Origin of the sequence: Klebsiella sp. 10, from assembly GCF_018223925.1 — a bacterium.
Lineage (GTDB): Bacteria > Pseudomonadota > Gammaproteobacteria > Enterobacterales > Enterobacteriaceae > Klebsiella > Klebsiella pneumoniae.
The window spans coordinates 217,477-241,120 of the sequence record NZ_JAGRRB010000014.1; the positions used below are offsets into that span (position 1 = coordinate 217,477).

Annotated in this window: 27 protein-coding genes; 19 read left to right on the forward strand and 8 right to left on the reverse strand. The window is 58.0% G+C overall.

Translation table 11 applies throughout. The features are described 5' to 3' along the window. Positions 1-98 precede the first annotated feature (98 nt). Entirely contained in the window at positions 99-833 is a 735-nt protein-coding gene (gene cysH, locus KHQ26_RS16835; protein WP_002915177.1) for a phosphoadenosine phosphosulfate reductase, read from the forward strand. A gap of 72 nt (positions 834-905) precedes the next feature. On the opposite strand, the gene KHQ26_RS16840 is transcribed toward cysH, so the two are convergent. Next, entirely contained in the window at positions 906-1,952 is a 1,047-nt protein-coding gene (locus KHQ26_RS16840; protein ID WP_004174643.1) for an aminopeptidase, read from the reverse strand. A gap of 246 nt (positions 1,953-2,198) precedes the next feature. On the opposite strand from KHQ26_RS16840, the gene cysG reads away from it, so the two are divergent. The 13 genes from cysG to rpoS all read left to right on the forward strand — a co-directional run bounded on the left by cysG (position 2,199) and on the right by rpoS (position 13,429). Then, positions 2,199-3,605 carry a siroheme synthase CysG gene (gene cysG / locus KHQ26_RS16845; RefSeq protein ID WP_072196938.1) on the forward strand — a complete coding sequence of 469 codons (1,407 nt, stop codon included), beginning with the start codon at positions 2,199-2,201 and terminating at the stop codon, positions 3,603-3,605. A gap of 9 nt (positions 3,606-3,614) precedes the next feature. Next, a complete protein-coding gene (gene cysD, locus KHQ26_RS16850) occupies positions 3,615-4,523 on the forward strand; it encodes a sulfate adenylyltransferase subunit CysD (protein ID WP_002915160.1) in 909 nt (302 codons plus the stop codon). A gap of 9 nt (positions 4,524-4,532) precedes the next feature. After that, positions 4,533-5,960: a sulfate adenylyltransferase subunit CysN gene (gene cysN / locus KHQ26_RS16855; RefSeq protein WP_002915159.1), complete on the forward strand. Its 1,428-nt coding sequence runs from the start codon at positions 4,533-4,535 to the stop codon at positions 5,958-5,960. Beyond that, positions 5,960-6,565: an adenylyl-sulfate kinase gene (gene cysC, locus KHQ26_RS16860; RefSeq protein WP_002915158.1), complete on the forward strand. Its 606-nt coding sequence runs from the start codon at positions 5,960-5,962 to the stop codon at positions 6,563-6,565. Before cysN ends, cysC begins: the two co-directional genes overlap by 1 nt. Positions 6,566-6,615: 50 nt before the next feature. Then, positions 6,616-6,942: a DUF3561 family protein gene (locus tag KHQ26_RS16865; protein WP_002915157.1), complete on the forward strand. Its 327-nt coding sequence runs from the start codon at positions 6,616-6,618 to the stop codon at positions 6,940-6,942. Between the two features lie 140 nt (positions 6,943-7,082). Continuing rightward, positions 7,083-7,400 (forward strand): cell division protein FtsB, encoded by a 318-nt coding sequence (ftsB, locus tag KHQ26_RS16870; protein WP_002915156.1) that lies wholly within the window; start codon positions 7,083-7,085, stop codon positions 7,398-7,400. Positions 7,401-7,419: 19 nt separating this feature from the next. Beyond that, positions 7,420-8,130, forward strand: a complete 711-nt coding sequence (gene ispD, locus KHQ26_RS16875) for a 2-C-methyl-D-erythritol 4-phosphate cytidylyltransferase (protein ID WP_009485534.1) — start codon at positions 7,420-7,422, stop codon at positions 8,128-8,130. After that, entirely contained in the window at positions 8,130-8,609 is a 480-nt protein-coding gene (gene ispF / locus KHQ26_RS16880; protein ID WP_002915113.1) for a 2-C-methyl-D-erythritol 2,4-cyclodiphosphate synthase, read from the forward strand. The genes ispD and ispF overlap by 1 nt, the downstream gene beginning before the upstream one ends. Beyond that, positions 8,606-9,655, forward strand: a complete 1,050-nt coding sequence (gene truD, locus KHQ26_RS16885; RefSeq protein WP_004185423.1) for a tRNA pseudouridine(13) synthase TruD — start codon at positions 8,606-8,608, stop codon at positions 9,653-9,655. The genes ispF and truD overlap by 4 nt, the downstream gene beginning before the upstream one ends. After that, on the forward strand, positions 9,636-10,397 hold the full coding sequence (gene surE / locus KHQ26_RS16890) for a 5'/3'-nucleotidase SurE (protein WP_004142750.1): 762 nt from the start codon (positions 9,636-9,638) through the stop codon (positions 10,395-10,397). The genes truD and surE overlap by 20 nt, the downstream gene beginning before the upstream one ends. Next, on the forward strand, positions 10,391-11,017 hold the full coding sequence (locus tag KHQ26_RS16895) for a protein-L-isoaspartate(D-aspartate) O-methyltransferase (RefSeq protein ID WP_002915108.1): 627 nt from the start codon (positions 10,391-10,393) through the stop codon (positions 11,015-11,017). Before surE ends, KHQ26_RS16895 begins: the two co-directional genes overlap by 7 nt. Before the next feature lie 125 nt (positions 11,018-11,142). Continuing rightward, positions 11,143-12,279, forward strand: a complete 1,137-nt coding sequence (gene nlpD, locus KHQ26_RS16900; protein ID WP_004149542.1) for a murein hydrolase activator NlpD — start codon at positions 11,143-11,145, stop codon at positions 12,277-12,279. A gap of 157 nt (positions 12,280-12,436) precedes the next feature. Further along, on the forward strand, positions 12,437-13,429 hold the full coding sequence (gene rpoS / locus KHQ26_RS16905) for an RNA polymerase sigma factor RpoS (protein WP_002915106.1): 993 nt from the start codon (positions 12,437-12,439) through the stop codon (positions 13,427-13,429). A 52-nt stretch (positions 13,430-13,481) separates the two neighbouring features. Here rpoS and KHQ26_RS16910 read toward each other — a convergent pair whose 3' ends face one another. Together KHQ26_RS16910 and KHQ26_RS16915 are read right to left on the reverse strand one after the other, a co-directional pair. Further along, positions 13,482-13,859 (reverse strand): hypothetical protein, encoded by a 378-nt coding sequence (locus KHQ26_RS16910; protein WP_009485531.1) that lies wholly within the window; start codon positions 13,857-13,859, stop codon positions 13,482-13,484. Then, positions 13,856-15,058, reverse strand: coding sequence for an MFS transporter (locus tag KHQ26_RS16915; protein ID WP_049124844.1), 1,203 nt, complete (start codon positions 15,056-15,058; stop codon positions 13,856-13,858). Before KHQ26_RS16915 ends, KHQ26_RS16910 begins: the two co-directional genes overlap by 4 nt. A gap of 108 nt (positions 15,059-15,166) precedes the next feature. On the opposite strand from KHQ26_RS16915, the gene KHQ26_RS16920 reads away from it, so the two are divergent. After that, the gene (locus KHQ26_RS16920; protein WP_004181081.1) at positions 15,167-16,054 is read left to right on the forward strand and encodes a LysR family transcriptional regulator; all 888 of its coding nucleotides are present in this window, start codon (positions 15,167-15,169) and stop codon (positions 16,052-16,054) included. Positions 16,055-16,062: 8 nt separating this feature from the next. Here the strand turns inward: KHQ26_RS16920 and KHQ26_RS16925 are convergent, their stop codons facing one another. Further along, entirely contained in the window at positions 16,063-16,470 is a 408-nt protein-coding gene (locus KHQ26_RS16925; protein ID WP_002915102.1) for a MarR family winged helix-turn-helix transcriptional regulator, read from the reverse strand. A 173-nt stretch (positions 16,471-16,643) separates the two neighbouring features. Between KHQ26_RS16925 and KHQ26_RS16930 the strand changes: the two genes are divergently transcribed. From KHQ26_RS16930 to KHQ26_RS16945, 4 genes are all read left to right on the forward strand, one after another. Beyond that, complete coding sequence (locus KHQ26_RS16930; protein WP_002915099.1) at positions 16,644-17,237, forward strand: non-oxidative hydroxyarylic acid decarboxylases subunit B; 594 nt, start codon at positions 16,644-16,646, stop codon at positions 17,235-17,237. After that, positions 17,237-18,664 carry a non-oxidative hydroxyarylic acid decarboxylases subunit C gene (locus KHQ26_RS16935; RefSeq protein WP_004151060.1) on the forward strand — a complete coding sequence of 476 codons (1,428 nt, stop codon included), beginning with the start codon at positions 17,237-17,239 and terminating at the stop codon, positions 18,662-18,664. The genes KHQ26_RS16930 and KHQ26_RS16935 overlap by 1 nt, the downstream gene beginning before the upstream one ends. A gap of 10 nt (positions 18,665-18,674) precedes the next feature. Then, complete coding sequence (locus KHQ26_RS16940) at positions 18,675-18,911, forward strand: non-oxidative hydroxyarylic acid decarboxylases subunit D (protein WP_002915098.1); 237 nt, start codon at positions 18,675-18,677, stop codon at positions 18,909-18,911. 338 nt (positions 18,912-19,249) lie between these two features. Beyond that, positions 19,250-19,402, forward strand: coding sequence for a Hok/Gef family protein (locus KHQ26_RS16945; RefSeq protein WP_002915097.1), 153 nt, complete (start codon positions 19,250-19,252; stop codon positions 19,400-19,402). Between the two features lie 119 nt (positions 19,403-19,521). Here KHQ26_RS16945 and mutS read toward each other — a convergent pair whose 3' ends face one another. From mutS to KHQ26_RS16965, 4 genes are all read right to left on the reverse strand, one after another. Further along, positions 19,522-22,083: a DNA mismatch repair protein MutS gene (mutS, locus tag KHQ26_RS16950; protein WP_004151059.1), complete on the reverse strand. Its 2,562-nt coding sequence runs from the start codon at positions 22,081-22,083 to the stop codon at positions 19,522-19,524. A gap of 268 nt (positions 22,084-22,351) precedes the next feature. After that, the gene (locus KHQ26_RS16955) at positions 22,352-22,699 is read right to left on the reverse strand and encodes a DUF1493 family protein (protein ID WP_008806210.1); all 348 of its coding nucleotides are present in this window, start codon (positions 22,697-22,699) and stop codon (positions 22,352-22,354) included. Beyond that, on the reverse strand, positions 22,684-23,133 hold the full coding sequence (locus KHQ26_RS16960) for an STM2901 family protein (RefSeq protein WP_049256836.1): 450 nt from the start codon (positions 23,131-23,133) through the stop codon (positions 22,684-22,686). Before KHQ26_RS16960 ends, KHQ26_RS16955 begins: the two co-directional genes overlap by 16 nt. Before the next feature lie 11 nt (positions 23,134-23,144). After that, positions 23,145-23,627 (reverse strand): Hcp family type VI secretion system effector, encoded by a 483-nt coding sequence (locus KHQ26_RS16965; protein WP_002915094.1) that lies wholly within the window; start codon positions 23,625-23,627, stop codon positions 23,145-23,147. Positions 23,628-23,644: the final 17 nt, after the last annotated feature.

Consider the following 23,644-nt stretch of genomic DNA (forward strand, 5'->3'; position numbering starts at 1 on the left):
CATCCTGGTGCCCGGTGGCGCGTAGCGATCCGGGCCAGCGAAACCCGTAGGCCGGACGAACGCAGTGTCGTCCGGCAAAACAGGCAAACGAGGTTCATATGTCCGTACTCGATCTAAACGCGCTTAATGCATTGCCGAAAGTGGAACGCATTCTGGCACTCGCGGAAACCAACGCCCAACTGGAAAAGCTTGACGCCGAAGGGCGTGTGGCGTGGGCGCTGGAAAATCTGCCGGGAAACTATGTGCTGTCGTCGAGCTTTGGCATTCAGGCGGCAGTCAGTTTGCATCTGGTGAATCAGATCCGCCCGGATATTCCGGTGATCCTCACCGATACCGGCTACCTGTTCCCGGAAACCTATCAGTTTATTGACGAGCTGACGGACAAGCTCAAGCTGAACCTGAAGGTCTACCGCGCGGCTGAAAGCGCAGCCTGGCAGGAGGCGCGCTACGGCAAGCTGTGGGAGCAGGGCGTTGAGGGCATTGAGAAATACAATGAGATCAACAAGGTTGAGCCGATGAACCGGGCGCTGAAAGAGCTCAACGCGCAGACGTGGTTTGCCGGTCTGCGCCGCGAGCAGTCGGGCAGCCGGGCTACGCTTCCGGTGCTGGCGGTCCAGCGCGGGGTGTTCAAGGTGCTACCGATTATCGACTGGGATAACCGCACGGTGTATCAGTACCTGCAGAAGCACGGGCTGAAGTACCATCCGCTGTGGGATCAGGGCTATCTCTCGGTAGGCGATACCCACACCACCCGCAAATGGGAGCCGGGCATGGCAGAAGAAGAGACCCGGTTCTTCGGGCTTAAACGCGAGTGCGGATTGCACGAGGGTTAAGCTGTTAGCTCTTCCTCTGAGTGATAATTCAAAAAGAACACGCGGGCGATACCGCGCGTTCTTTTGTGCGTATTAGCTTTTCTTCTCCACCTTCGCCAGCTCTTTCACCAGCGGCAGCATGACTTTCACTACCTCGCGTCCGCGGTGTTCGATGCGCCCGGGCAGCGCGTGGTCGATATACTGCTGATTATCCAGCTGGACGTCATGCCAACTGGTTCCCTGCGGGAAACTGGCCGATTTGCTCCGCTGCTGATAGCCATCTTTTTTGCCGAGTGACCAGTTAGTCGCCTCGACCGACAGCACCGGGATCCCGGCGTTGTCGAAGACGCTGGCGTCATTGCAGCAGCTGGTGCCTTTCGGATAAGCCGGATTGAGTCCCGGGTTGGTGTAGGCGGCGATGCCCTTGCTGCGAGCGATAGCCAGCGCGCGATCGCGGGTCAGCTTGCGCACCGAGGCCGGCGTGCTGCGGCCGCTGTTGAAATAAAGCTTATCGCCCACCACCAGATTATCGAGATTGATCACCAGCAGGGTATTTTTCTTTTCCGCTTCGCTCATCCGCTGCAGCAGGTTTTGCGCGCCGAGACGGCCTTCCTCTTCACCGCTGGTGGCGATAAAGCGGATGCCATAGCGGGTAGGGACGTTCTTTAAATGCTCCGCCAGCTCCAGCAATACGCCAAGTCCCATCGCGTTGTCGTCGATGCCCTGCAGCGTCAGGCCGCCGAGGTTGTTCTCCACGTCTTTATCGCTCTGCGGCGCATAGGTGTCGAGGTGTGCCATGATAATAATCTGCTGGCGCACTTTACCTTCATGGGCGGCGATCACCGTACTGCCGGTGGCGTTATGCCAGTTCTTACGCTGATTGCTGTCGGTATAGATATAGCGGGTATTGAAGCTTCGCACGTCGCTCTGATACCCCATCAGGGCGAACTGCTGGCGCAGATAGTCAGCTGAGAGCATTTCCGGCGGCGTTCCGGTCATTCGTCCCGGGAAGACGGTGGCGATATGGCGGGCCTGGCTACTGGCGGTGTCGCCCAGCGCGCTGAATGCGGGGGCGGCGGCAAAAACAAAACCGGTGCCGAGCGCCAGCGGAAGCAGACGGCGGCACAACGCGGAAAACATAAGGGGTCCTTACACGAACAAGACAATTTGACGCGTACAGTATGAAACTGTGACCGCGGTTAAACAATTTCAATTGCTCTTAAATAGCGGAAAAATAGCGCGTTAAGCACTTTTTGATATTTGTATTTCCGCCGCGTTATTCCTTTGTGTCACAACTCATTCCATTTCGTAATTTCATTTGCTCTAAGGCGCACCCTATAGTCGCAGTATCGCTGAATGTAAGAGAGTTGTTGCACCGTGGATTACTTGCCCCTTTTTGCCGAACTGAAACAAAGGCCCGTGCTGGTGATCGGCGGCGGCGAGATTGCTGAACGTAAGATCAAGTTCCTGCTGCGCGCCCAGGCGCAGGTGCAGGTGGTCGCTGAAACGCTGTCACCGGCGCTGGCCGATCTGGCTGCGCGCCAGGCACTCAGCTGGCGGGCGACGGCATTCAGCGACTCGCTGGTGGATGATGTCTTTCTGGTGATTGCGGCCACCGAGGATGAGGCGCTTAACCAGCGGGTGTTTGCGGCAGCTAACGCGCGCTACCGGTTGGTCAACGTGGTGGATAACCAGGCGCTGTGCTCGTTTGTTTTCCCTTCTATCGTCGACCGTTCGCCGCTGCTGGTGGCGATCTCCTCCAGCGGTAAAGCGCCGGTGCTGTCGCGCATTCTGCGTGAAAAAATCGAAGCGCTGCTGCCGACGAATCTCGGTCGGCTGGCGGAATCAGCAAGCTACTGGCGCAACCATCTGAAAACCCGCCTGACGACCACCGAAGCGCGTCGCCGCTTCTGGGAGCGCGTCTTTACCGGCCGCTTCGCCAGCCTGATGGTGGCGGGCAACTCTGCGGAGGCGGAAAAAGCGCTGCAGGATGAGCTGGATAAGCCCGAACGCGAGACGGGAGAAATTATTCTGGTCGGCGCCGGACCGGGCGATGCCGGGCTGCTGACCCTTCGCGGTCTGCAGGCGATCCAGCAGGCGGACGTGGTTTTCCACGACCATCTGGTGACTCAGCCGGTTCTCGAGCTGGTGCGCCGCGATGCCGAACTTATTTGCGTCGGCAAACGCGCCGGCGAGCATTCGGTGCCGCAGCATGAAACCAATCAGCTGCTGGTGGAGGCGGCGAAGGCGGGGAAAACCGTCGTGCGTCTGAAGGGCGGCGATCCGTTTATTTTTGGCCGCGGCGCAGAAGAGCTGCAGGCTGCCGCCGAGGCGGGGATCCCGTTCCAGGTGGTGCCGGGCGTCACCGCCGCCGCCGGAGCGACAGCCTACGCCGGTATTCCGCTGACCCATCGCGATTATGCGCAAAGCGCCGTCTTTGTCACCGGCCACTATAAGCCGGACAGCGCCCCCTTCGACTGGTCGCTGCTGGCGAAGAGCCAACAAACGCTGGCGATCTACATGGGCACCATGAAGGCGGCGGAAATCAGCGCCCAGCTGATCGCCCACGGTCGCGACAGCGACACGCCGGTGGCGGTGATTTCCCGCGGCACCCGTGACGATCAGCAGACGATAACCGGCACATTGCAACAACTCGAACACCTGGCGAAAGACGCCCCGATGCCCTCCCTGCTGGTGGTAGGCGAAGTGGTGCAGCTGCATCAGCAGCTCGCCTGGTTTCAACATACATCATCCGCCGAGGGGTTTAACGCTTCGGTGGTCAATCTGGCTTAAGGAACGGTTATGGACCAAAAACGACTCACTCACCTGCGGCAACTGGAGGCGGAAAGCATCCATATTATTCGTGAGGTGGCCGCCGAATTTTCTAACCCGGTAATGATGTACTCCATCGGGAAAGATTCCAGCGTAATGCTGCATCTGGCGCGCAAAGCGTTTTATCCGGGAACCCTGCCGTTCCCGCTGCTGCACGTCGATACCGGCTGGAAATTCCGTGAGATGTATGAGTTCCGCGACCGGACCGCTAAAGCCTACGGCTGTGAACTGCTGGTGCATAAAAACCCGGAAGGGGTGGCGATGGGCATCAACCCGTTTGTCCACGGCAGCGCCAAGCATACCGATATCATGAAAACCGAAGGGCTGAAGCAGGCGCTGAACAAATACGGCTTTGACGCCGCGTTCGGCGGCGCGCGTCGCGACGAAGAGAAATCCCGCGCGAAAGAGCGCATCTACTCCTTCCGCGACCGCTTCCACCGCTGGGACCCGAAAAATCAGCGTCCGGAGCTGTGGCACAACTACAACGGCCAGATTAACAAAGGCGAAAGCATCCGCGTCTTCCCGCTCTCCAACTGGACCGAGCTGGATATCTGGCAGTACATCTATCTGGAAAATATTGAAATCGTGCCGCTGTATCTGGCCGCTGAGCGTCCGGTGCTGGAGCGCGACGGTATGCTGATGATGATCGATGACGACCGTATCGATCTGCAGCCGGGCGAGGTGATTGAAAAACGAATGGTGCGTTTCCGTACCCTCGGCTGCTGGCCGCTGACCGGCGCGGTGGAGTCTGAAGCGCAGACGCTACCCGAAATTATTGAAGAGATGCTGGTATCGACCACCAGCGAACGTCAGGGGCGCGTCATTGACCGCGACCAGGCCGGCTCGATGGAGCTGAAGAAACGTCAGGGGTATTTCTAAGGAGCCGCCATGAACACGACCATTGCCCAACAAATTGCCAACGAAGGCGGCGTAGAAGCTTACCTGCACGCGCAACAGCACAAGAGCCTGCTGCGTTTTTTGACCTGCGGCAGCGTCGATGACGGCAAAAGCACCTTAATTGGCCGCCTGCTGCACGATACGCGCCAGATCTATGAAGACCAGCTCTCTTCGCTGCACAACGACAGCAAGCGTCACGGCACCCAGGGCGAAAAGCTGGACCTGGCGCTGCTGGTGGACGGCCTGCAGGCCGAGCGCGAGCAGGGCATCACCATCGACGTGGCCTATCGCTACTTCTCAACCGAAAAACGCAAATTTATCATCGCCGACACCCCGGGGCACGAGCAGTACACGCGCAATATGGCCACCGGGGCGTCCACCTGCGACCTGGCGATCCTGCTGATCGATGCGCGCAAGGGCGTGCTCGACCAGACTCGCCGTCACAGCTTCATCTCGACGCTGCTGGGCATTAAACACCTGGTAGTGGCGATCAACAAAATGGATCTCGTCGAGTTTAGCGAAGCGCGCTTCAACGAGATCCGGGAAGATTATCTGACCTTTGCCGAGCAGCTGCCGGGCAACCTTGATATCCGCTTTGTGCCGTTGTCGGCGCTGGAAGGCGATAATGTCGCCAGCCAGAGCGCGAATATGCCGTGGTACAGTGGCCCGACGCTGCTGGAAGTCCTCGAAACCGTGGAGATCCAGCGGGTGGTCGAGAGCCAGCCGCTGCGCTTCCCGGTGCAGTATGTTAACCGTCCGAACCTTGATTTCCGCGGCTTCTCCGGCACGGTCGCCTCCGGTACCGTGCAGGTTGGCCAGCGTCTGAAGGTGCTGCCGTCGGGCGTCGAATCGAGCGTGGCGCGTATCGTCACCTTCGACGGCGACCTGCAGGAAGCCGCCGCCGGCGAAGCCATTACCCTTGTGCTGAAAGATGAAATCGACATCAGTCGCGGCGACCTGCTGGTTGACGCGCAAGCCTCGCTGCCGGCGGTACAGAGCGCCAGCATCGACGTGGTGTGGATGGCCGAACAGCCGCTGACCCCGGGCCAGAGCTACGACATCAAAATCGCCGGCAAGAAGACTCGCGCTCGCGTCGACGCTATCCGCTACCAGGTCGATATTAACAACCTGACCCAGCGTGAAGTCGAGTCTCTGCCGCTGAACGGCATCGGCCTGGTGGAGCTGACCTTTGACGAACCTTTAGTGCTGGATCCGTATCAGCAAAACCCGGTGACCGGCGGGCTTATCTTTATCGATCGCCTGACCAACGTCACCGTCGGCGCCGGGATGGTCAACGAGCCGCACCTGCAGGCATCGACTTCGGCATCACAGTACAGCGCCTTCGAGCTGGAGCTGAACCAGCTGATCCGTAAACATTTCCCGCACTGGGACGCCCGCGACCTGCTGGGAGGCAAATAATGGCCCAGCATGACGAAAACGTCGTCTGGCATGCCCACCCTGTGACCCAACAGCAGCGGGAACAGCATCACGGCCATCGCGGCGTGGTGCTGTGGTTTACCGGCCTTTCGGGGTCGGGTAAATCCACCGTCGCCGGGGCGCTGGAGGAGGCCCTGCATGAGCGCGGCGTCAGCACCTATCTGCTGGACGGCGATAACGTGCGCCATGGCCTGTGCAGCGACCTGGGATTCAGCGATGAGGATCGCAAAGAGAACATTCGCCGCGTCGGCGAAGTGGCCAGGCTGATGGTCGATGCCGGGCTGGTGGTATTGACGGCATTTATATCTCCGCACCGTGCGGAACGGCAGATGGTGCGCGAGCGCCTCGGGGAAGGACGCTTTATCGAAGTGTTCGTCGATACCCCGCTGGCCATCTGCGAGGCGCGGGATCCGAAAGGATTGTATAAGAAAGCGCGGGCAGGGGAATTACGCAATTTCACCGGTATAGACTCGGTCTATGAGGCACCGGAAAAGGCGGAAATTCATCTGGATGGTGAACAATTGGTAACAAATTTGGTGCACCAACTATTAGACCTGCTGCAACAGAGCGATATTATCAGATCCTGAAACGGCAGCGGCATCGAGGGGTGCCGGTTGCCCGGTCTACAGGATTCGATATGCGCAATACCCAGAACCTCAGTATTATTCGTTCAGAACCGCCTCCGGCGATCGGCGACGAGACCACCTGGTCTTTGTCGGGCGCTGCCGTGGGCTTTATTTCGTGGCTGCTGGCGCTGGGTATTCCCTTCCTTCTCTATGGTAGTAATACACTCTTCTTTCTCCTCTACACCTGGCCATTCTTCCTTGCGTTGATGCCGGTGGCGGTGGTGGTCGGTATTGCGCTGCACTCTCTGCTCAATGGCAAACTGCTCTATAGCGTCAGCGCGACCATCCTGACCGTTGGGCTGATGTTTGCGCTACTCTTCCTCTGGCTGTTGGGATAACCCGTTGCTGGTATGAATCAAGCATGGGTATCGACAGCAAAAATATGGTACAGTCCCCGCGTTACGCGGCATCGTCCGCGCGCCCCGGTAGCGTACCCGGGCGAGTTTTGGGATGATGATGCCGTTTTTCAGGGGGCAGGATGGGTAAACTAACGCTGCTATTATTAGCTTTGCTGGTCTGGCTACAGTATTCGCTGTGGTTCGGTAAAAACGGCCTGCATGACTACACGCGGGTTAACGACGACGTCACCGCCCAGCAGGCGACTAACGCCAAATTAAAAGCACGCAACGATCAGCTCTTTGCCGAAATTGACGACCTCAACGGCGGGCAGGAAGCGATTGAGGAGCGTGCGCGCAATGAACTCAGCATGACCCGCCCGGGCGAAACCTTCTATCGTCTGGTACCGGATGCGTCTAAACGCAATCAGGCATCGGGGCAACAGCAGAACAATCGATAACCAGGCCCAGGATTACAACATGGCAGCCACTTTTCCGGGCGTTTGCGCCGTGGTGCCGGCAGCCGGTTTCGGCCGCCGCATGCAAACGGAATGCCCGAAACAATATCTCTCAATCGGTAACAAAACGATTCTCGAACACGCGGTCGCCGCGCTGCTGGCGGATGCGCGCGTCCAGCGGGTGGTGATTGCCGTCAGCCCCGGCGATCGCCGCTTCAGCCAGCTGCCGCTGGCGCAGCATCCGCAGATTACCGTGGTGGATGGCGGCGCTGAGCGCGCCGATTCGGTACTCGCCGGCCTGCAGGCGTTGCCAGAGGCGCAGTGGGTGCTGGTGCATGACGCCGCGCGCCCCTGCCTGCATCAGGACGACCTCAGCCGCCTGCTGTCGCTCTGCGAAACCAGCCGCGTCGGCGGGATCCTTGCGGCGCCAGTGCGCGACACCATGAAGCGCGCCGAGCCGGGCAAAACCGCTATCGCCCATACCGTCGACCGCAATGACCTGTGGCATGCGCTCACCCCGCAATTTTTCCCTCGCGAGCTGCTGGTGGATTGCCTCACTCGCGCGCTAAACGAGGGAGCCACTATCACCGATGAAGCTTCGGCGCTGGAGTACTGCGGCTTCCATCCGCAGCTGGTCGCCGGACGCGCGGATAATATTAAAGTGACGCGCCCGGAAGACCTGGCGCTGGCTGAATTTTACCTCACCCGTTCCCGACACCAGGAGAAAGCTTAATGCGAATTGGACATGGTTTTGACGTACACGCTTTTGGCGGTGAAGGCCCAATCATCATTGGCGGGGTACGCATTCCTTATGAAAAAGGGCTGCTGGCCCACTCCGACGGCGACGTCGCGCTGCATGCGCTGACCGACGCGCTGCTTGGCGCCGCGGCGCTGGGCGATATCGGCAAGCTGTTCCCCGATACCGATCCGGCGTTTAAAGGCGCCGATAGCCGCGAACTGCTACGCGAAGCATGGCGCCGCATTCAGGCCAGGGGCTATACGCTCGGCAACGTCGACGTCACGATTATTGCCCAGGCGCCGAAAATGCTGCCGCATATTCCGCAGATGCGTGTCTTTATCGCTGAGGATCTCGGCTGCCATATGGACGACGTCAACGTGAAAGCGACCACCACCGAGAAGCTCGGCTTCACCGGCCGCGGGGAAGGGATCGCCTGCGAAGCGGTTGCGCTGCTGCGTAAGGCCGACAAATGATCGCCTTTGACCAACTGACCTGGCTGCACGGCAAGCCGCAGAGCAGTGGGCTGCTGAAAGCCAATCCGGAAGATTTTCTGGTGGTGGAAGATCTGGGCTTTGCCCCGGACGGCGAAGGCGAACACGTGCTGGTGCGGATCCTGAAAAACGGCTGCAATACGCGCTTTGTCGCCGACGCGCTGGCAAAATTCCTTAAGATCCACGCCCGTGAAGTGAGCTTCGCCGGGCAAAAGGATAAGCACGCGGTCACCGAGCAGTGGCTGTGCGCCCGGGTGCCCGGCAAAGAGATGCCGGACCTGAGCAAATTTCAGCTCGAGGGCTGCCAGGTACTGGAATATGCTCGCCATAAGCGTAAGCTGCGTTTAGGCGCGCTGAAAGGCAACCAGTTTACCGTGATCCTGCGCGAGATTAGCGATCGCCAGGACGTGGAGACGCGTCTGCAGGCCATCGCTGAACGGGGAGTGCCGAACTATTTCGGCGCGCAGCGCTTTGGCATTGGCGGCAGTAACCTGCAGGGTGCCCTGCGCTGGGCGGAGAGCGGCGCGCCAGTGCGCGATCGCAATAAGCGCAGTTTTTGGTTGTCGGCAGCCCGCAGTGCGTTGTTTAATCAGCAAGTGAGTATTAGATTAAAAAAAACGGAATTTAATCAGGTCGTTGATGGCGATGCGCTACAATTAGCGGGGCGCGGGAGCTGGTTTGTCGTCACACCGGAAGAACTCGAGGTTTCGCAGGCGCGGGTGCATAACCGCGAACTGATGATTACGGCCACGCTGCCGGGCAGCGGCGACTGGGGAAGCCAGCGCGACGCCCTGGCTTTCGAGCAGGCCGCGATCGCCGAGGAAACCGCGTTGCAGGCGCTGCTGGTACGGGAGAAAGTCGAGGCGGCGCGCCGGGCGATGCTTCTCTATCCACAGCAGCTCAGCTGGAACTGGTGGGATGACGTAACCGTTGAACTGCGTTTCTGGCTGCCGGCGGGCAGCTTCGCCACCAGCGTGGTCAGGGAGCTTATCAATACAACGGGTGACTATGCGAATATTGCTGAGTAACGATGACGGGATCCATGCGCCGGGGATACAGACCCTGGCGAAGGCCTTAAGGGAGTTTGCCGAGGTCCAGGTGGTTGCACCCGATCGTAACCGCAGCGGGGCCTCAAATTCGCTGACGCTGGAATCGTCCCTGCGTACGTTTACCTTTGAAAATGGCGACATCGCCGTCCAGATGGGCACCCCGACCGACTGTGTCTATCTCGGCGTGAACGCGCTGATGCGCCCGCGTCCGGACATCGTGGTTTCCGGCATTAATGCCGGCCCCAACCTGGGTGACGACGTCATCTATTCCGGCACCGTGGCCGCGGCGATGGAAGGCCGTCATCTGGGGTTCCCCGCGCTGGCCGTGTCGCTGAACGGCTATCAGCATTACGATACCGCCGCGGCGGTAACCTGCACCATTCTGCGCGCCCTAAGCCGCGAGCCGCTGCGTACCGGGCGGATCCTTAACATCAACGTACCGGATCTCCCGCTTGATCAAATCAAGGGCATTCGCGTGACCCGCTGCGGCAACCGCCATCCGGCCGACCAGGTGATCCCGCAAAAAGATCCGCGCGGCAACACCCTGTACTGGATTGGTCCGCCGGGCGATAAGCGCGATGCCGGGCCGGGCACCGATTTTGCGGCAGTGGATGAAGGCTATGTTTCCGTGACGCCATTGCACGTCGATTTAACCGCCCATCAGGCGCATGAGGTGGTCACCGATTGGCTGGAACGTGTCGGGGTTGACAGGCAATGGTAAGTAAACGTGTTGAAAGTTTGTTGAATCAACTGCGCACGCAGGGCATCGTCGATGAACGTGTCCTCGAGGCGATCGCGCTGGTCCCGCGCGAAAAGTTTGTTGATGAAGCCTTTGAACATAAAGCGTGGGAAAACACCGCGCTGCCGATTGGCCAGGGGCAGACCATCTCCCAGCCGTATATGGTGGCGCGGATGACCGAGCTGCTGACGCTGACGCCGGAGTCGCGGGTGCTGGAGATCGGCACCGGTTCCGGCTACCAGACGGCCATCCTGGCGCATCTGGTGCATCACGTATGCTCGGTAGAGCGAATTAAGAGTTTACAGTGGCAGGCGCGTCGTCGCCTGAAACAACTTGATTTACATAATGTTTCAACCCGTCATGGCGATGGGTGGCAAGGTTGGCAGGCGCGGGCGCCGTTTGATGCCATTATTGTGACGGCGGCGCCGCCGGAAATACCGACCGCGCTGCTGGCGCAGCTGGATGATGACGGCGTGCTGGTGCTGCCGGTCGGCGAAGAGCATCAGTTTCTCAAACGGATCCGTCGTCGGGGCAACGAATTTATCATTGATACCGTCGAGGCCGTTCGCTTTGTTCCCCTGGTGAAGGGGGAGCTGGCCTGAGACCCGGATTATTCCAGGTTTTTTTTGCCTGACTTTAGGCGTAGGGTGGACACATTTTTCAGTGTCCTGGCCGGGCGCCGCCCGGTAAGCAAGATATTGGCAGTTAACATATTCCTGGGGGATAAATGAGCGCGGGAAGCACCAAATTTACCGTCAGCCGTATTGCGGCTCTTTCACTGGTTTCACTCTGGCTGGCCGGGTGTACCAACACCAATAATCCGCCTGCGCCGGTTAGCTCTGCCGGCGGCGCCGCCTCTTCCAGCACCAACTCCGGCATGCTGATTACGCCGCCACCCTCCGGCGTCAAGTCCGCTCCTCAGGCGCAGCCGATTCAGCCGATGCAGACCCAGACCATTCAGCCGCAGCCGGCGCCGGTGGCGCAGGAGCCGGTACAGACGGTAAATGGCCGGATCGTTTACAACCGCAAATATGGCGATATTCCGAAAGGTAGCTATACCGGCGGCAGTACCTATACGGTAAAACGCGGCGACACGCTATTCTATATCGCCTGGGTCACCGGCAACGATTTCCGCGACCTGGCGCAACGCAACAATATCCCGGCCCCGTACGCGCTGAACGTGGGGCAGGTACTGCAGGTCGGTAACGCCTCAGGCCAGCCGATCACCGGCGAAAACGCCGTTTCTCAGGCCAGCGCAAGAGCGAGCGGCGGTGCGACGACCAGCACAACTTCTGCACAAAAATCGACCGCGGTGGTTGCTTCACAACCGACTATTACGTATTCTGAATCTTCAGGTGAACAGAGTGCTACCAAGATGTTGCCTAATAATAAACCAGCGACTACAACCACAACGGTTGTCGCGCCGGTGACGGCACCAACAACGGTGAGCACAACCCAGCCGACTGCAAGCAGTACGTCAACCAGTTCGCCGATCTCAGCATGGCGCTGGCCGACTGATGGCAAGGTTATCGAGAACTTTAGCGGCGCGGAAGGCGGCAATAAAGGTATCGATATTGCAGGCAGTAAGGGACAGGCTATTGTCGCGACCGCCGATGGGCGCGTCGTCTATGCCGGTAACGCACTGCGCGGCTACGGTAATCTTATTATCATCAAACACAACGATGATTACCTGAGTGCCTACGCTCATAACGATACCATGCTGGTTCGGGAGCAACAGGAAGTCAAAGCGGGGCAGAAAATCGCTACCATGGGTAGCACCGGAACCAGCTCAACAAGATTACATTTTGAAATTCGTTACAAGGGGAAATCCGTCAACCCGCTGCAGTACTTACCGCAGCGATAATTTGGCAAAGTACGGATAAGCGAAGCATCAGCTAACAGGCGCCAGGGCGGTGTCTACGTTCCTCTCGCAGAGAGGGCAGGGGAAATCGTCCAGGCGTCGTTTGTTGATGTGCCGTGGAAGGTGCTTTGCTCAGGGATCACGGGTAGGAGCCACCTTTATGAGTCAGAATACGCTGAAAGTTCATGATTTAAATGAAGACGCGGAATTTGATGAGAACGGAATTGAGGTTTTCGACGAGAAAGCCTTAGTAGAAGAGGAACCCAGTGATAGCGATCTGGCTGAGGAAGAGCTGCTGTCGCAAGGCGCAACCCAGCGCGTACTTGACGCCACTCAGCTTTATCTTGGAGAGATTGGTTATTCCCCACTGCTGACCGCGGAAGAGGAAGTCTATTTCGCGCGTCGCGCACTGCGTGGTGATGTCGCTTCACGCCGTCGCATGATTGAAAGTAACCTGCGTCTGGTGGTGAAGATTGCCCGTCGTTACAGCAATCGTGGTCTGGCGCTGCTGGATCTGATTGAAGAAGGTAACCTCGGCCTGATCCGCGCCGTTGAGAAGTTTGACCCGGAACGTGGGTTCCGTTTTTCGACCTACGCGACCTGGTGGATCCGCCAGACTATTGAACGGGCGATCATGAACCAAACCCGTACGATCCGTTTGCCGATCCATATTGTTAAAGAGCTGAACGTCTATCTGCGTACCGCGCGCGAGTTGTCCCATAAGCTGGACCACGAGCCTAGCGCGGAAGAGATCGCCGAACAGCTGGACAAACCGGTCGATGACGTCAGCCGTATGCTGCGTCTGAACGAGCGCATCACCTCCGTGGATACTCCGCTGGGTGGCGATTCAGAAAAAGCGCTGCTGGATATTCTGGCCGATGAGAAAGAGAACGGCCCGGAAGACACCACGCAGGACGATGATATGAAGCAAAGTATCGTCAAATGGCTGTTCGAACTGAACGCCAAGCAGCGTGAAGTTCTGGCACGTCGTTTTGGTCTGCTGGGTTATGAAGCTGCCACGCTGGAGGATGTGGGCCGTGAAATTGGCCTGACCCGCGAACGCGTGCGGCAGATCCAGGTAGAAGGTCTGCGTCGCCTGCGGGAAATTCTGCAGGGACAGGGGCTGAATATCGAAGCGCTCTTCCGCGAATAAGACGTTTTCTGTCAAAAAGGCCCCCTCGAAAGTCGGGGCCTTTTTCTTTGGGCTAGCCGAGGCGGGTTTCCTGCAGATGGCGCCAGACAATTTTCCCTTCCGCGTGCTGAAAAATCGCCGTCGACCAGCGAACGTTCTGGCTGCTATCCGCCAGCGTTTGGCTTTCACGATATAGCACTGCGGCGCCGTCGTGCCACTCGCTGATGATTTCCATCTGATCCACTACGATATCTAACCCCGGACGGCTGCCGCCGGCGTGGTGGAAAAAACGGCTCACCGTTGGGTAGTCCATCTTCTCACCGCTCAAGGGGATCATGGTAAAATCGGCGGCAAAACGCTTCATCAGCGCCTCAGCGCTTCCTTCGCCATGGCTTAACCAGCGTTCGATAAGGACATGGGCATCGAGGACTTCCTGCAGATAAGGATTCATGACTTCTCCAGAGTGGTGTGCAGGCGATGGATAATCGCCCGATTATTCAGCCGCAGGCAAAACAGCAGCGGCAACAGGGTAATGACGGCGGCGCTGATAAATACCCCCTGCCAGGCGTAGGCCGGCGGGAATACCCTCAGCAGCAGGGCGAGCAGGGCGCTGCCGGCAAAGAAGCTGAGCTGGCGGTTAAGATTCCATAGCGCGCTGGCGTCAGGCATCTCTTCGGCAGGCGTATGCAGGAAAGCGCTGCTTTGCGCGGTGCTGCTGCATAAGCTGCCTCCGCCGCCCATCAGCGTAAAGGCCAGAATCAACAGCGCCAGCGGGCTGTCCGCATCGATCTTCAGCAGCAGCATGATCCCCATCGCCTGAAGCAGGCAGCCGATGACGACCAGCGGCCGGGGCCCGAAGCGGTTGAAATATCTGCCGGTAAAAGTGATGGCGGCAAACGAGGCCAGCGACCAGGGCACCATCAGGGCACCGATTGCCCCCGGCGCCATCCCGGTGACGCGTTGCAGGTAGAACATCCCCACCACGTTGACGCCAATAAACATTCCCGGCACGCAGAGGTAGATCAGCATCGCGAAGCGCAGCAGGGGATCGGCCAGCAGCGACAGTGGAAGAAAGCGAGTCGGGCGAACCGGACCGGGGGTGTCGTTCAGCCATCGCACCGCCAGCACAAAGGTTAGCAGAGCGACAGGCAGGCTGGCGTTAAAGACCCAGCGCCAACTGAACGCCTCGACTAACAGGCCGCCGATCGCCGGCGAGCAGGCGGGGGCCAGCAGGCCGACCAGCATCACCGCCGCCGACAGCTTCGCCCGCTCATGCGGCTGAAACAGCGGCCACGTCAGCGCCTGGCCGAGGGGGATTAACAGCCCGCCGCCCATCCCCTGCAGCGTCCGCCATAAAATCAGTTCGCTCAGGCTGTTGGCAAGCCCTGCCGCCAGCGCGCCGAGGCTGAACAGCACCAGCGAGAGTAAAAACAGCCCTTTCGCCCCCCAGCGCTCGCTGAGCCAGGCGCTGAACGGCACAACGACCGTCAGACCGAGAATATAGGCATTACTGACCCACGCCAGTTGCGAGACGGAAACCGCCAGCGCGCGGCTGATTGCCGGAAAGGCGATGCTGGCGATAAACATATTGATCAAATCGAGAAAAAAGCCGAACAGAAAAACGGTGGCAACGCGGTGGCGGTAGGTCATGGTTCACTCCCTCAGACAGGCGGCTACTGTAAACCTGCCGCAGCGAGGGATAAACGGGACTAATCGGGATATACTGTCTGAATATTTTTGACAATCATCCGGACGACGATGCTTAATCTTCAGCGCGTGACCATGTTTATCGCCGTGGTAGATGCCGGCAGTTTCACCCTGGCCGCAGCGGCGCTGGGGCAGACCAAGGCAGTGGTCAGCTTTAACGTACGGCAGCTGGAAAATGAGCTGGGGGTGACGCTGCTGCTGCGTTCGACGCGGCGTTTGCGGCTCACTGACGCCGGGGTGCTGTTCTATCAGCGCGGGGTGGCGCTCCTGAACGCGGCGGAAAATCTCCAGGATGAAGTGCGGGCCAGCCATAGCGGCTTAAGCGGGGAGCTACGGATCACCACCACGCCGGAGTATGGCGCGCAGGTTATCATTCCAGCGCTGGCCGCGTTCGCCCGTCGTCATCCGGCGCTGCGGGTGCGCCACGTCTCCTCCTCCCATCATGCCGACCTCATTTCAGAACGATTTGATGTGGCGATACGCCTCGGTACGCTGGCCGATTCCCGCTATCGGGCGACGCGGATAGCCAGTTTCGCGATCCTGCCCGTCGCCTCTCCGGCCTGGCTGGCAAGCCATCCGGTGCAGACGCTGTCCGATCTGGCGCAAGCTGAGTGGATTATTCACGAGCGCCTGCCGACGCCGCTGCGCTGGCAGCTGCGCACGGATCACCAGACAGAGGTGGATTTCGCGATAGCCAGCGCGCCGCGGTTTTCTGCTGATAGCGCTACGGCGCTGATGAGCTTTGCTCTGGCGGGATGCGGCGTCGCCTTGCTGCCCGCATGGCTGGTAGCCAAAAAGGTGGCGCAGCGGGAGCTGGTGCCGCTCCTGCCGGAATACCATTTCCCACAGCAGGGCGTGTATGCCCTTTATCCCGACTCTCAGCATTTGCCGACCCGGGTGCGGGCATTTATTGACTTCCTGCGCGAGAAGGTCGGTTAAGCGCCCGTTCAGGGCGCCATCATTTTGTGCACCAGCCGGGAGAACTGCTCGCGCTCGTCATCGCTCAGGCGGCCGAGAAACTCGTCATCGACCTCATTGCCCTGCGGAATGGAACGGTTAAGCAACGCCTCGCCTTCGTCGGTCAGATAGACAAAACGGCGGCGTTTATCGGCCGGATCGTGCTCCCGGCGCACCAGGCCGCGCGCTTCCATTCGGCTGAGCATCTCCGCCAGCGTAGCCTTGGTGCTGACCGCCGCTTCAATCAGCGCCACCTGTTCGATCCCGGGGTGCTCCGCTACCGAGCGCATCACCGCATACTGAGGTTTAGTCAGGTCCGGCAACGCCTGCTGCCAGCGGGCGGTATGCTGTTGAAAAAGCTGGCGCAGCAGGTGGAATGCTTCGTTTCGTAACTCCATGAATACTCCGTAACAAAACTGTCACCTCTATGATAGCCGTTCGTACGCCTTTTTATACCCTTTCTGCGTTTTGATTAAAAATGCGCACGTATACGAACGATCTTGCCAATAAGGGCTGGAGGGGGTAGTTTAAATATAAAGTTCGTACACGAACAAAAGTAATGAGGTCTGGAGTGAAACTGATTATTGGGATGACGGGGGCTACCGGGGCACCGCTTGGGGTGGCATTGCTGCAGGCGCTGCGCGATATGCCGGAGGTGGAAACCCATCTGGTGATGTCGAAATGGGCCAAAACCACCATCGAGCTGGAAACGCCCTGGACGGCGCGCGAAGTGGCCGCGCTGGCGGACTTTTCCCACAGCCCGGCAGACCAGGCCGCCACCATCTCATCCGGTTCATTTCGTACCGACGGCATGATCGTTATTCCCTGCAGTATGAAAACGCTTGCAGGCATTCGCGCGGGTTATGCCGAAGGGCTGGTGGGCCGCGCGGCGGACGTGGTGCTCAAAGAGGGGCGCAAGCTGGTGTTGGTCCCGCGGGAAATGCCGCTCAGCACGATCCATCTGGAGAACATGCTGGCGCTGTCCCGCATGGGCGTGGCGATGGTCCCGCCGATGCCAGCTTACTACAACCACCCGGAGACGGTTGACGATATCACCAATCATATCGTCACCCGGGTGCTGGATCAGTTTGGCCTCGACTATCACAAAGCGCGCCGCTGGAACGGCTTGCGCACGGCAGAACAATTTGCACAGGAGATCGAATAATGGCTTTTGATGATTTGCGCAGCTTTTTGCAGGCGCTGGATGACCAGGGACAACTGCTGAAAATCAGTGAAGAGGTGAACGCTGAGCCCGATCTGGCGGCGGCCGCCAATGCGACCGGACGCATCGGCGACGGTGCCCCGGCGCTGTGGTTCGATAATATTCGCGGCTTTAACGACGCTCGCGTGACGATGAACACCATCGGCTCGTGGCAGAACCATGCCATCTCGCTGGGCCTGCCGCCTAACACGCCGGTGAAAAAGCAGATTGATGAGTTCATTCGCCGCTGGGATAACTTCCCGGTGACGCCAGAGCGCCGCGCCAACCCGGCGTGGGCAGAAAATACTGTTGATGGCGATGATATCAACCTGTTCGATATTCTGCCGCTGTTCCGCCTCAACGATGGTGACGGCGGTTTCTACCTCGATAAAGCCTGTGTCGTTTCGCGCGATCCGCTGGATAAAGATAACTTCGGTAAGCAAAACGTCGGTATCTACCGCATGGAAGTGAAAGGCAAGCGCAAGCTCGGCCTGCAGCCGGTACCGATGCACGATATCGCGCTGCATCTGCACAAAGCGGAAGAGCGTGGGGAAGATCTGCCGATCGCCATTACCCTCGGTAACGACCCGATTATTACCCTGATGGGCGCCACGCCGCTGAAATACGATCAGTCTGAATATGAGATGGCTGGCGCGCTGCGCGAGAGCCCGTATCCCATCGCTACCGCGCCGCTGACCGGCTTTGACGTGCCCTGGGGTTCGGAAGTGATCCTCGAAGGGGTCATTGAAGGGCGTAAGCGTGAGATCGAGGGGCCGTTCGGTGAATTTACCGGTCACTACTCCGGCGGTCGTAACATGACGGTAGTGCGTATCGACAAAGTCTCTTATCGCAGCAAACCGATTTTTGAATCGCTCTACCTCGGTATGCCGTGGACCGAGATTGACTATCTGATGGGCCCGGCGACCTGCGTACCGCTGTATCAGCAGCTGAAGGCCGAATTTCCGGAAGTGCAGGCGGTCAACGCCATGTACACCCATGGTCTGCTGGCGATCATCTCCACCAAAAAACGCTACGGCGGTTTTGCCCGCGCGGTGGGCCTGCGGGCGATGACCACTCCCCACGGCCTCGGCTATGTGAAGATGGTGATCATGGTTGATGAAGACGTCGACCCGTTCAACCTGCCGCAGGTGATGTGGGCGCTCTCCTCGAAGGTTAACCCGGCGGGAGACCTGGTGCAGTTGCCGAACATGTCGGTCCTTGAACTTGACCCAGGCTCCAGCCCGGCAGGCATTACCGACAAACTGATTATCGACGCCACCACCCCGGTTGCGCCGGACCTTCGCGGTCACTACAGCCAGCCGGTGCAGGATCTGCCGGAAACCAAAGCCTGGGCTGAAAAACTGACCGCTATGCTGGCCAACCGTAAATAAGGAGAAGAAGATGATTTGTCCACGTTGCGCCGATGAAAAGATTGAAGTCATGGCGACCTCGCCGGTGAAAGGGGTCTGGACCGTGTATCAGTGCCAGCACTGTCTTTACACCTGGCGAGATACCGAGCCGCTGCGCCGCACCAGCCGCGAACACTATCCGGAAGCGTTCCGCATGACGCAGAAAGATATCGATGAGGCGCCGCAGGTGCCGCACGTACCGCCGCTATTGCCGGAAGATAAGCGTTAATGAAAGGGGCCCGCTAAGTCGGGCCTTTTTTATATTTAGTACAATTATGGAAATTATTTTTTCATTAAATTAAAAAATTACGTGAAGGGTTAATATACCGGGATGACTTTGCGAGCCTGCATCCAGATTATTATAAAATTCGTCTGATTAATTCCTTGCAGATAAATTTCACGCCCTGACGAGTGTAGAATTGCGGCGGGTGCTTGAGGCTGTCTGGCCTTGAGCATTACCAGGACCCCAGACAGACGAAAGCCCCAGGAGATATTTCTATCAACTGAGGCTAGCGAATGAACATAGACAATTCAGATGTTAGTCTCTTCTTTGCAGGGAGGCAAGATATGCTGACAAAATATGCCCTTGTGGCAATCATCGTACTCTGTATTACGGTACTGGGATTTACGCTGTTGGTGCACAGCTCACTATGCGAGCTGAGTATTAAAGAGCGTAATATTGAGTTTAAAGCTGTTCTCGCTTACGAATCGAAGAAGTAGCATCCGCGCGGGGGCAACCCCGCGTATGGGTTGTCAGGACGCATCCTCTAGCACCCATTTTTTTGTTTACTAAAACGGCAGCGCTTCACAGCGCTGCCGTTTTTCACCTTAATGGGTGGCTAGACCAGGCTTTTCAGACGGTAGATCCACTCCAGCGCCTGACGCGGGGTCAGGGAGTCCGGATCAAGATTCTCCAGCGCCTCAACCGCAGGCGAGGTCTCTTCCGGGGCGGCGAGTAGCGACATCTGCGTGCCGTCGACCTGGGTCGCCGCCGCGTTGGGCGAGATACTCTCCAGCTCGCGCAGTTTCTGCCGCGCGCGCTTGATCACCTCTTTCGGCACCCCCGCCAGCGCGGCGACCGCCAGGCCATAGCTCTTGCTGGCCGCGCCGTCCTGCACGCTGTGCATAAAGGCGATGGTATCGCCGTGCTCCAGGGCGTCGAGGTGGACGTTGGCGACGCCTTCCATTTTCTCCGGCAGCTGGGTGAGCTCGAAGTAGTGGGTGGCGAACAGCGTCAGCGCCTTGATTTTGTTGGCCAGATTTTCCGCACAGGCCCACGCCAGCGATAGCCCGTCGTAGGTGGACGTGCCGCGGCCAATCTCATCCATCAGCACCAGGCTATGCTCGGTGGCATTGTGCAGGATATTGGCGGTTTCAGTCATCTCCACCATAAAGGTCGAGCGGCCGCTGGCCAGGTCATCCGCCGCGCCGACGCGGGTGAAGATGCGATCGATCGGGCCAATTTCTACTTTCTGCGCCGGGACGTAGCTGCCGATATAGGCCAGTAGCGCAATCAGCGCGGTCTGGCGCATATAGGTACTTTTACCGCCCATGTTCGGCCCGGTGATAATCAGCATCCGCCGCTGCGGCGCCAGCTGCAGCGGGTTAGCGATAAACGGCTCTTTCAGCACCTGCTCGACCACCGGATGGCGGCCTTCGCTAATGCGAATGCCTGGCTTATCGCTAAAGGTCGGGCAGCAATAGTTCAGGGTTTCCGCACGTTCCGCCAGGTTGACCAGCACGTCCAGCTCGGCCAGCGCGCTGGCGCTGGTTTGCAGATCGGCGAGATGCGGCAGCAGCAGGTCGAACAGTTCGTCATAAAGCTGTTTTTCCAGCGCCAGCGCTTTGCCCTTGGAGGTCAGCACCTTATCTTCGTATTCCTTCAGCTCAGGAATAATATAGCGTTCGGCGTTCTTCAGCGTCTGGCGGCGCACGTAGTGGATCGGCGCGAGGTGGCTCTGGCCGCGGCTAATCTGGATGTAGTAGCCGTGGACGGCGTTGTAGCCGACTTTCAGGGTATCGAGGCCCAGCCGCTCGCGCTCGCGGATCTCCAGCTTATCGAGATAATCGGTGGCGCCATCGGCCAGCGCCCGCCACTCGTCCAGCTCTTCGCTATAGCCTGGAGCGATGACCCCGCCGTCGCGGACCAACACCGGCGGGGCGTCGATCACCGCGCGCTCCAGCAGTTCGCGCAGTTCGGTGAACTCGCCCATTTTCTCGCGCAATTTTTGCACCGGCTGACTGTCAACGTCGGCCAGCAGCTCACGCAGCAGAGGCAGTTGCTGCAGGGCATGACGCATGCGGGCAAGATCGCGCGGCCGGGCGGTACGCAGCGCCAGACGCGCCAGAATACGCTCCAGATCGCCGACCTGGCGCAGCACCGGCTGCAGCTCGGTATAGCGCTCCTGCAGCGCGCCGATGGTCTGCTGGCGCTCCACCAGCACGGCGGTATCGCGGACCGGCATATGCAGCCAGCGCTTGAGCATCCGGCTACCCATCGGCGTCACCGTACAGTCGAGTACCGAGGCCAGGGTGTTGTCGGTGCCGCCGGCCAGATTCTGGGTGATCTCGAGGTTACGGCGGGTGGCGGCATCCATAATGATGCTGTCCTGCTGGCGTTCCATGGTGATGGAGCGGATGTGCGGCAGCGAGGTACGCTGGGTGTCTTTGACATACTGCAGCAGGCAGCCGGCGGCGCACAGGCCGCGCGGGGCGTTTTCGACGCCGAAGCCGACCAGATCGCGGGTGCCGAACTGCAGGTTTAGCTGCTGGCGTGCGGTGTCGATTTCAAATTCCCACAGCGGGCGACGGCGCAGACCGCGGCGGCCCTCGATCAGCGACGATTCGGCAAAATCTTCCGCATACAGCAGTTCCGCCGGGTTGGTGCGCTGCAGCTCTGCCGCCATGGTTTCGCGGTCGGCCGGTTCGCTCAGGCGAAAGCGCCCGGAGCTGATATCCAGCGTCGCGTAGCCGAAGCCCTTGCTGTCCTGCCAGATGGCGGCCAGCAGGTTGTCCTGGCGCTCCTGCAGCAGCGCTTCATCGCTAATGGTGCCCGGGGTGACGATACGTACCACTTTACGCTCGACCGGCCCCTTGGTGGTGGCCGGGTCGCCAATCTGCTCGCAAATGGCCACCGACTCGCCCTGGTTGACCAGTTTGGCGAGGTAGTTCTCCACCGCGTGGTGGGGGATGCCGGCCATGGGTATCGGTTCGCCCGCGGAGGCGCCGCGCTTGGTCAGCGAGATATCGAGCAGCTGCGACGCGCGTTTCGCATCGTCATAAAATAGCTCGTAAAAATCCCCCATCCGGTAAAACAGTAGAATGTCAGGATGTTGCGCCTTCAGCTTGAGATACTGCTGCATCATCGGCGTGTGGGCGTCGAGATTGTCAATTGTGCTCATGGGGTGTTATCCAGATCCCTGATTTGAAATGGCTGCGATTTTGTAGTTGTCGTCGTTATCACATGGATGAGACATAATAACGGAGATGGGCAGGTGAGGGAAACCGACGAAAGCACGCGGCGCGATCCGGATTCCAGTTGCAGAGGGGGCGGGGTACCGTCACAGTAATTGAACCGCCGCCACGCGATCGTCTTCATACATTACGTTCGCCGTCGATGTTGTTCTGCCTTCTGGCCGTAGACCTCGTTACGACAACGGCTTGTGGTTGCTAGTCGTAAAGCCATTTACCTGCTTTTGCTGATTCGGCAAACATTTTGATAGTTAAAGGTTTACGCGTTTTTTCTACATCTTCTCGTTTTACTTTAAACCACCGAGTTAGCATTGGAGTATTCTCCCAAGGGAAATAACACGACCATTTAACACTGGAAAGATCAACATTAAATTTTTGTTCAAATTTATTTAAAGCGTCATGCAGATCGTCGCCGGGAGCATCAAATAAGTCATAATCAAGTTCCAATGGGATTTCTTTCCAATTTTTATCTAAACGGGTTGAGATCTCATCTTTAAACAAGTCTAAAACCTGATCTTGAATGCTTTTCATTAAAAGGATGTCCATTGTATACGGTCTTTGGGGCGAGCTATTAGGTTGTATTTTTCCTGAGTTTTTCTTGAAACTTGATAAATTGAGTTTACAAGTCCTATCCAACCTAACCACGGAACATAACGGGCGATAACAGCAGCAAGACTATTCGTTTTTCTCATTCTTACACCAACGGGTGTAGGAACCCTAATACCAAATGGAGTTTTTGCATTTCTCAGAAGCATCCTTCCATATTTAGAAACAACACTTGTTCCTTTTATTGCCTCTCCTGGCTTTGTTCTGGTTTTTAGCCAAGGTTGCCCGGCGAGGATAGCGGCACCAGATTCAATACCAATGCCAAGTTCGTCACAAAATTGTTCAAGAAAAATGACATCAAAAAGTTCACCAGCCGAAAGATTGGATTGTCCGTGATAGAAATAGGTTCCATTTAGATCTTCTGTCGTATCCATTTGCTCATCTATTATGCTGTTTGTCTTTCATTCCAGGCATCGGTGAAAATTATATTTCCGTCACAATGTTTCCAGGTGATCTTCTCATATCTAAGTTCGACAGATTCAAGATGGTTGTTGTTCTTGTCTTCTGGGGAAGCCATTGTAGGAGATATTGATACGATTCGGACGCCTTCAAGTAGCATATTGAAGTATTCCACTTCTTGACCAGCATCGCTGATTTTATACCATTTGATTTCAGCAGATTTCAGGTTCTGACCAGTAGCTACTGCTTTGTAGAGGTATGGACTGGAATAGTCGAATTCTTTAACGATGATCATTGGTGAGTGCTGACGAGTGCCGGTAGGCTTGCCAGTGGCATTATCAGTGGGAATGGAGAGATTGTGATGAAACCCTTTAAATTCGATGCTGAACTCCCTGTCTGCAACATCACAACCACCTTTGATTAGTGCCCCACCGTCGTCGTATATCCACATATTACCTGGAATAGCCATGCTTCTTCTTCCCTCTA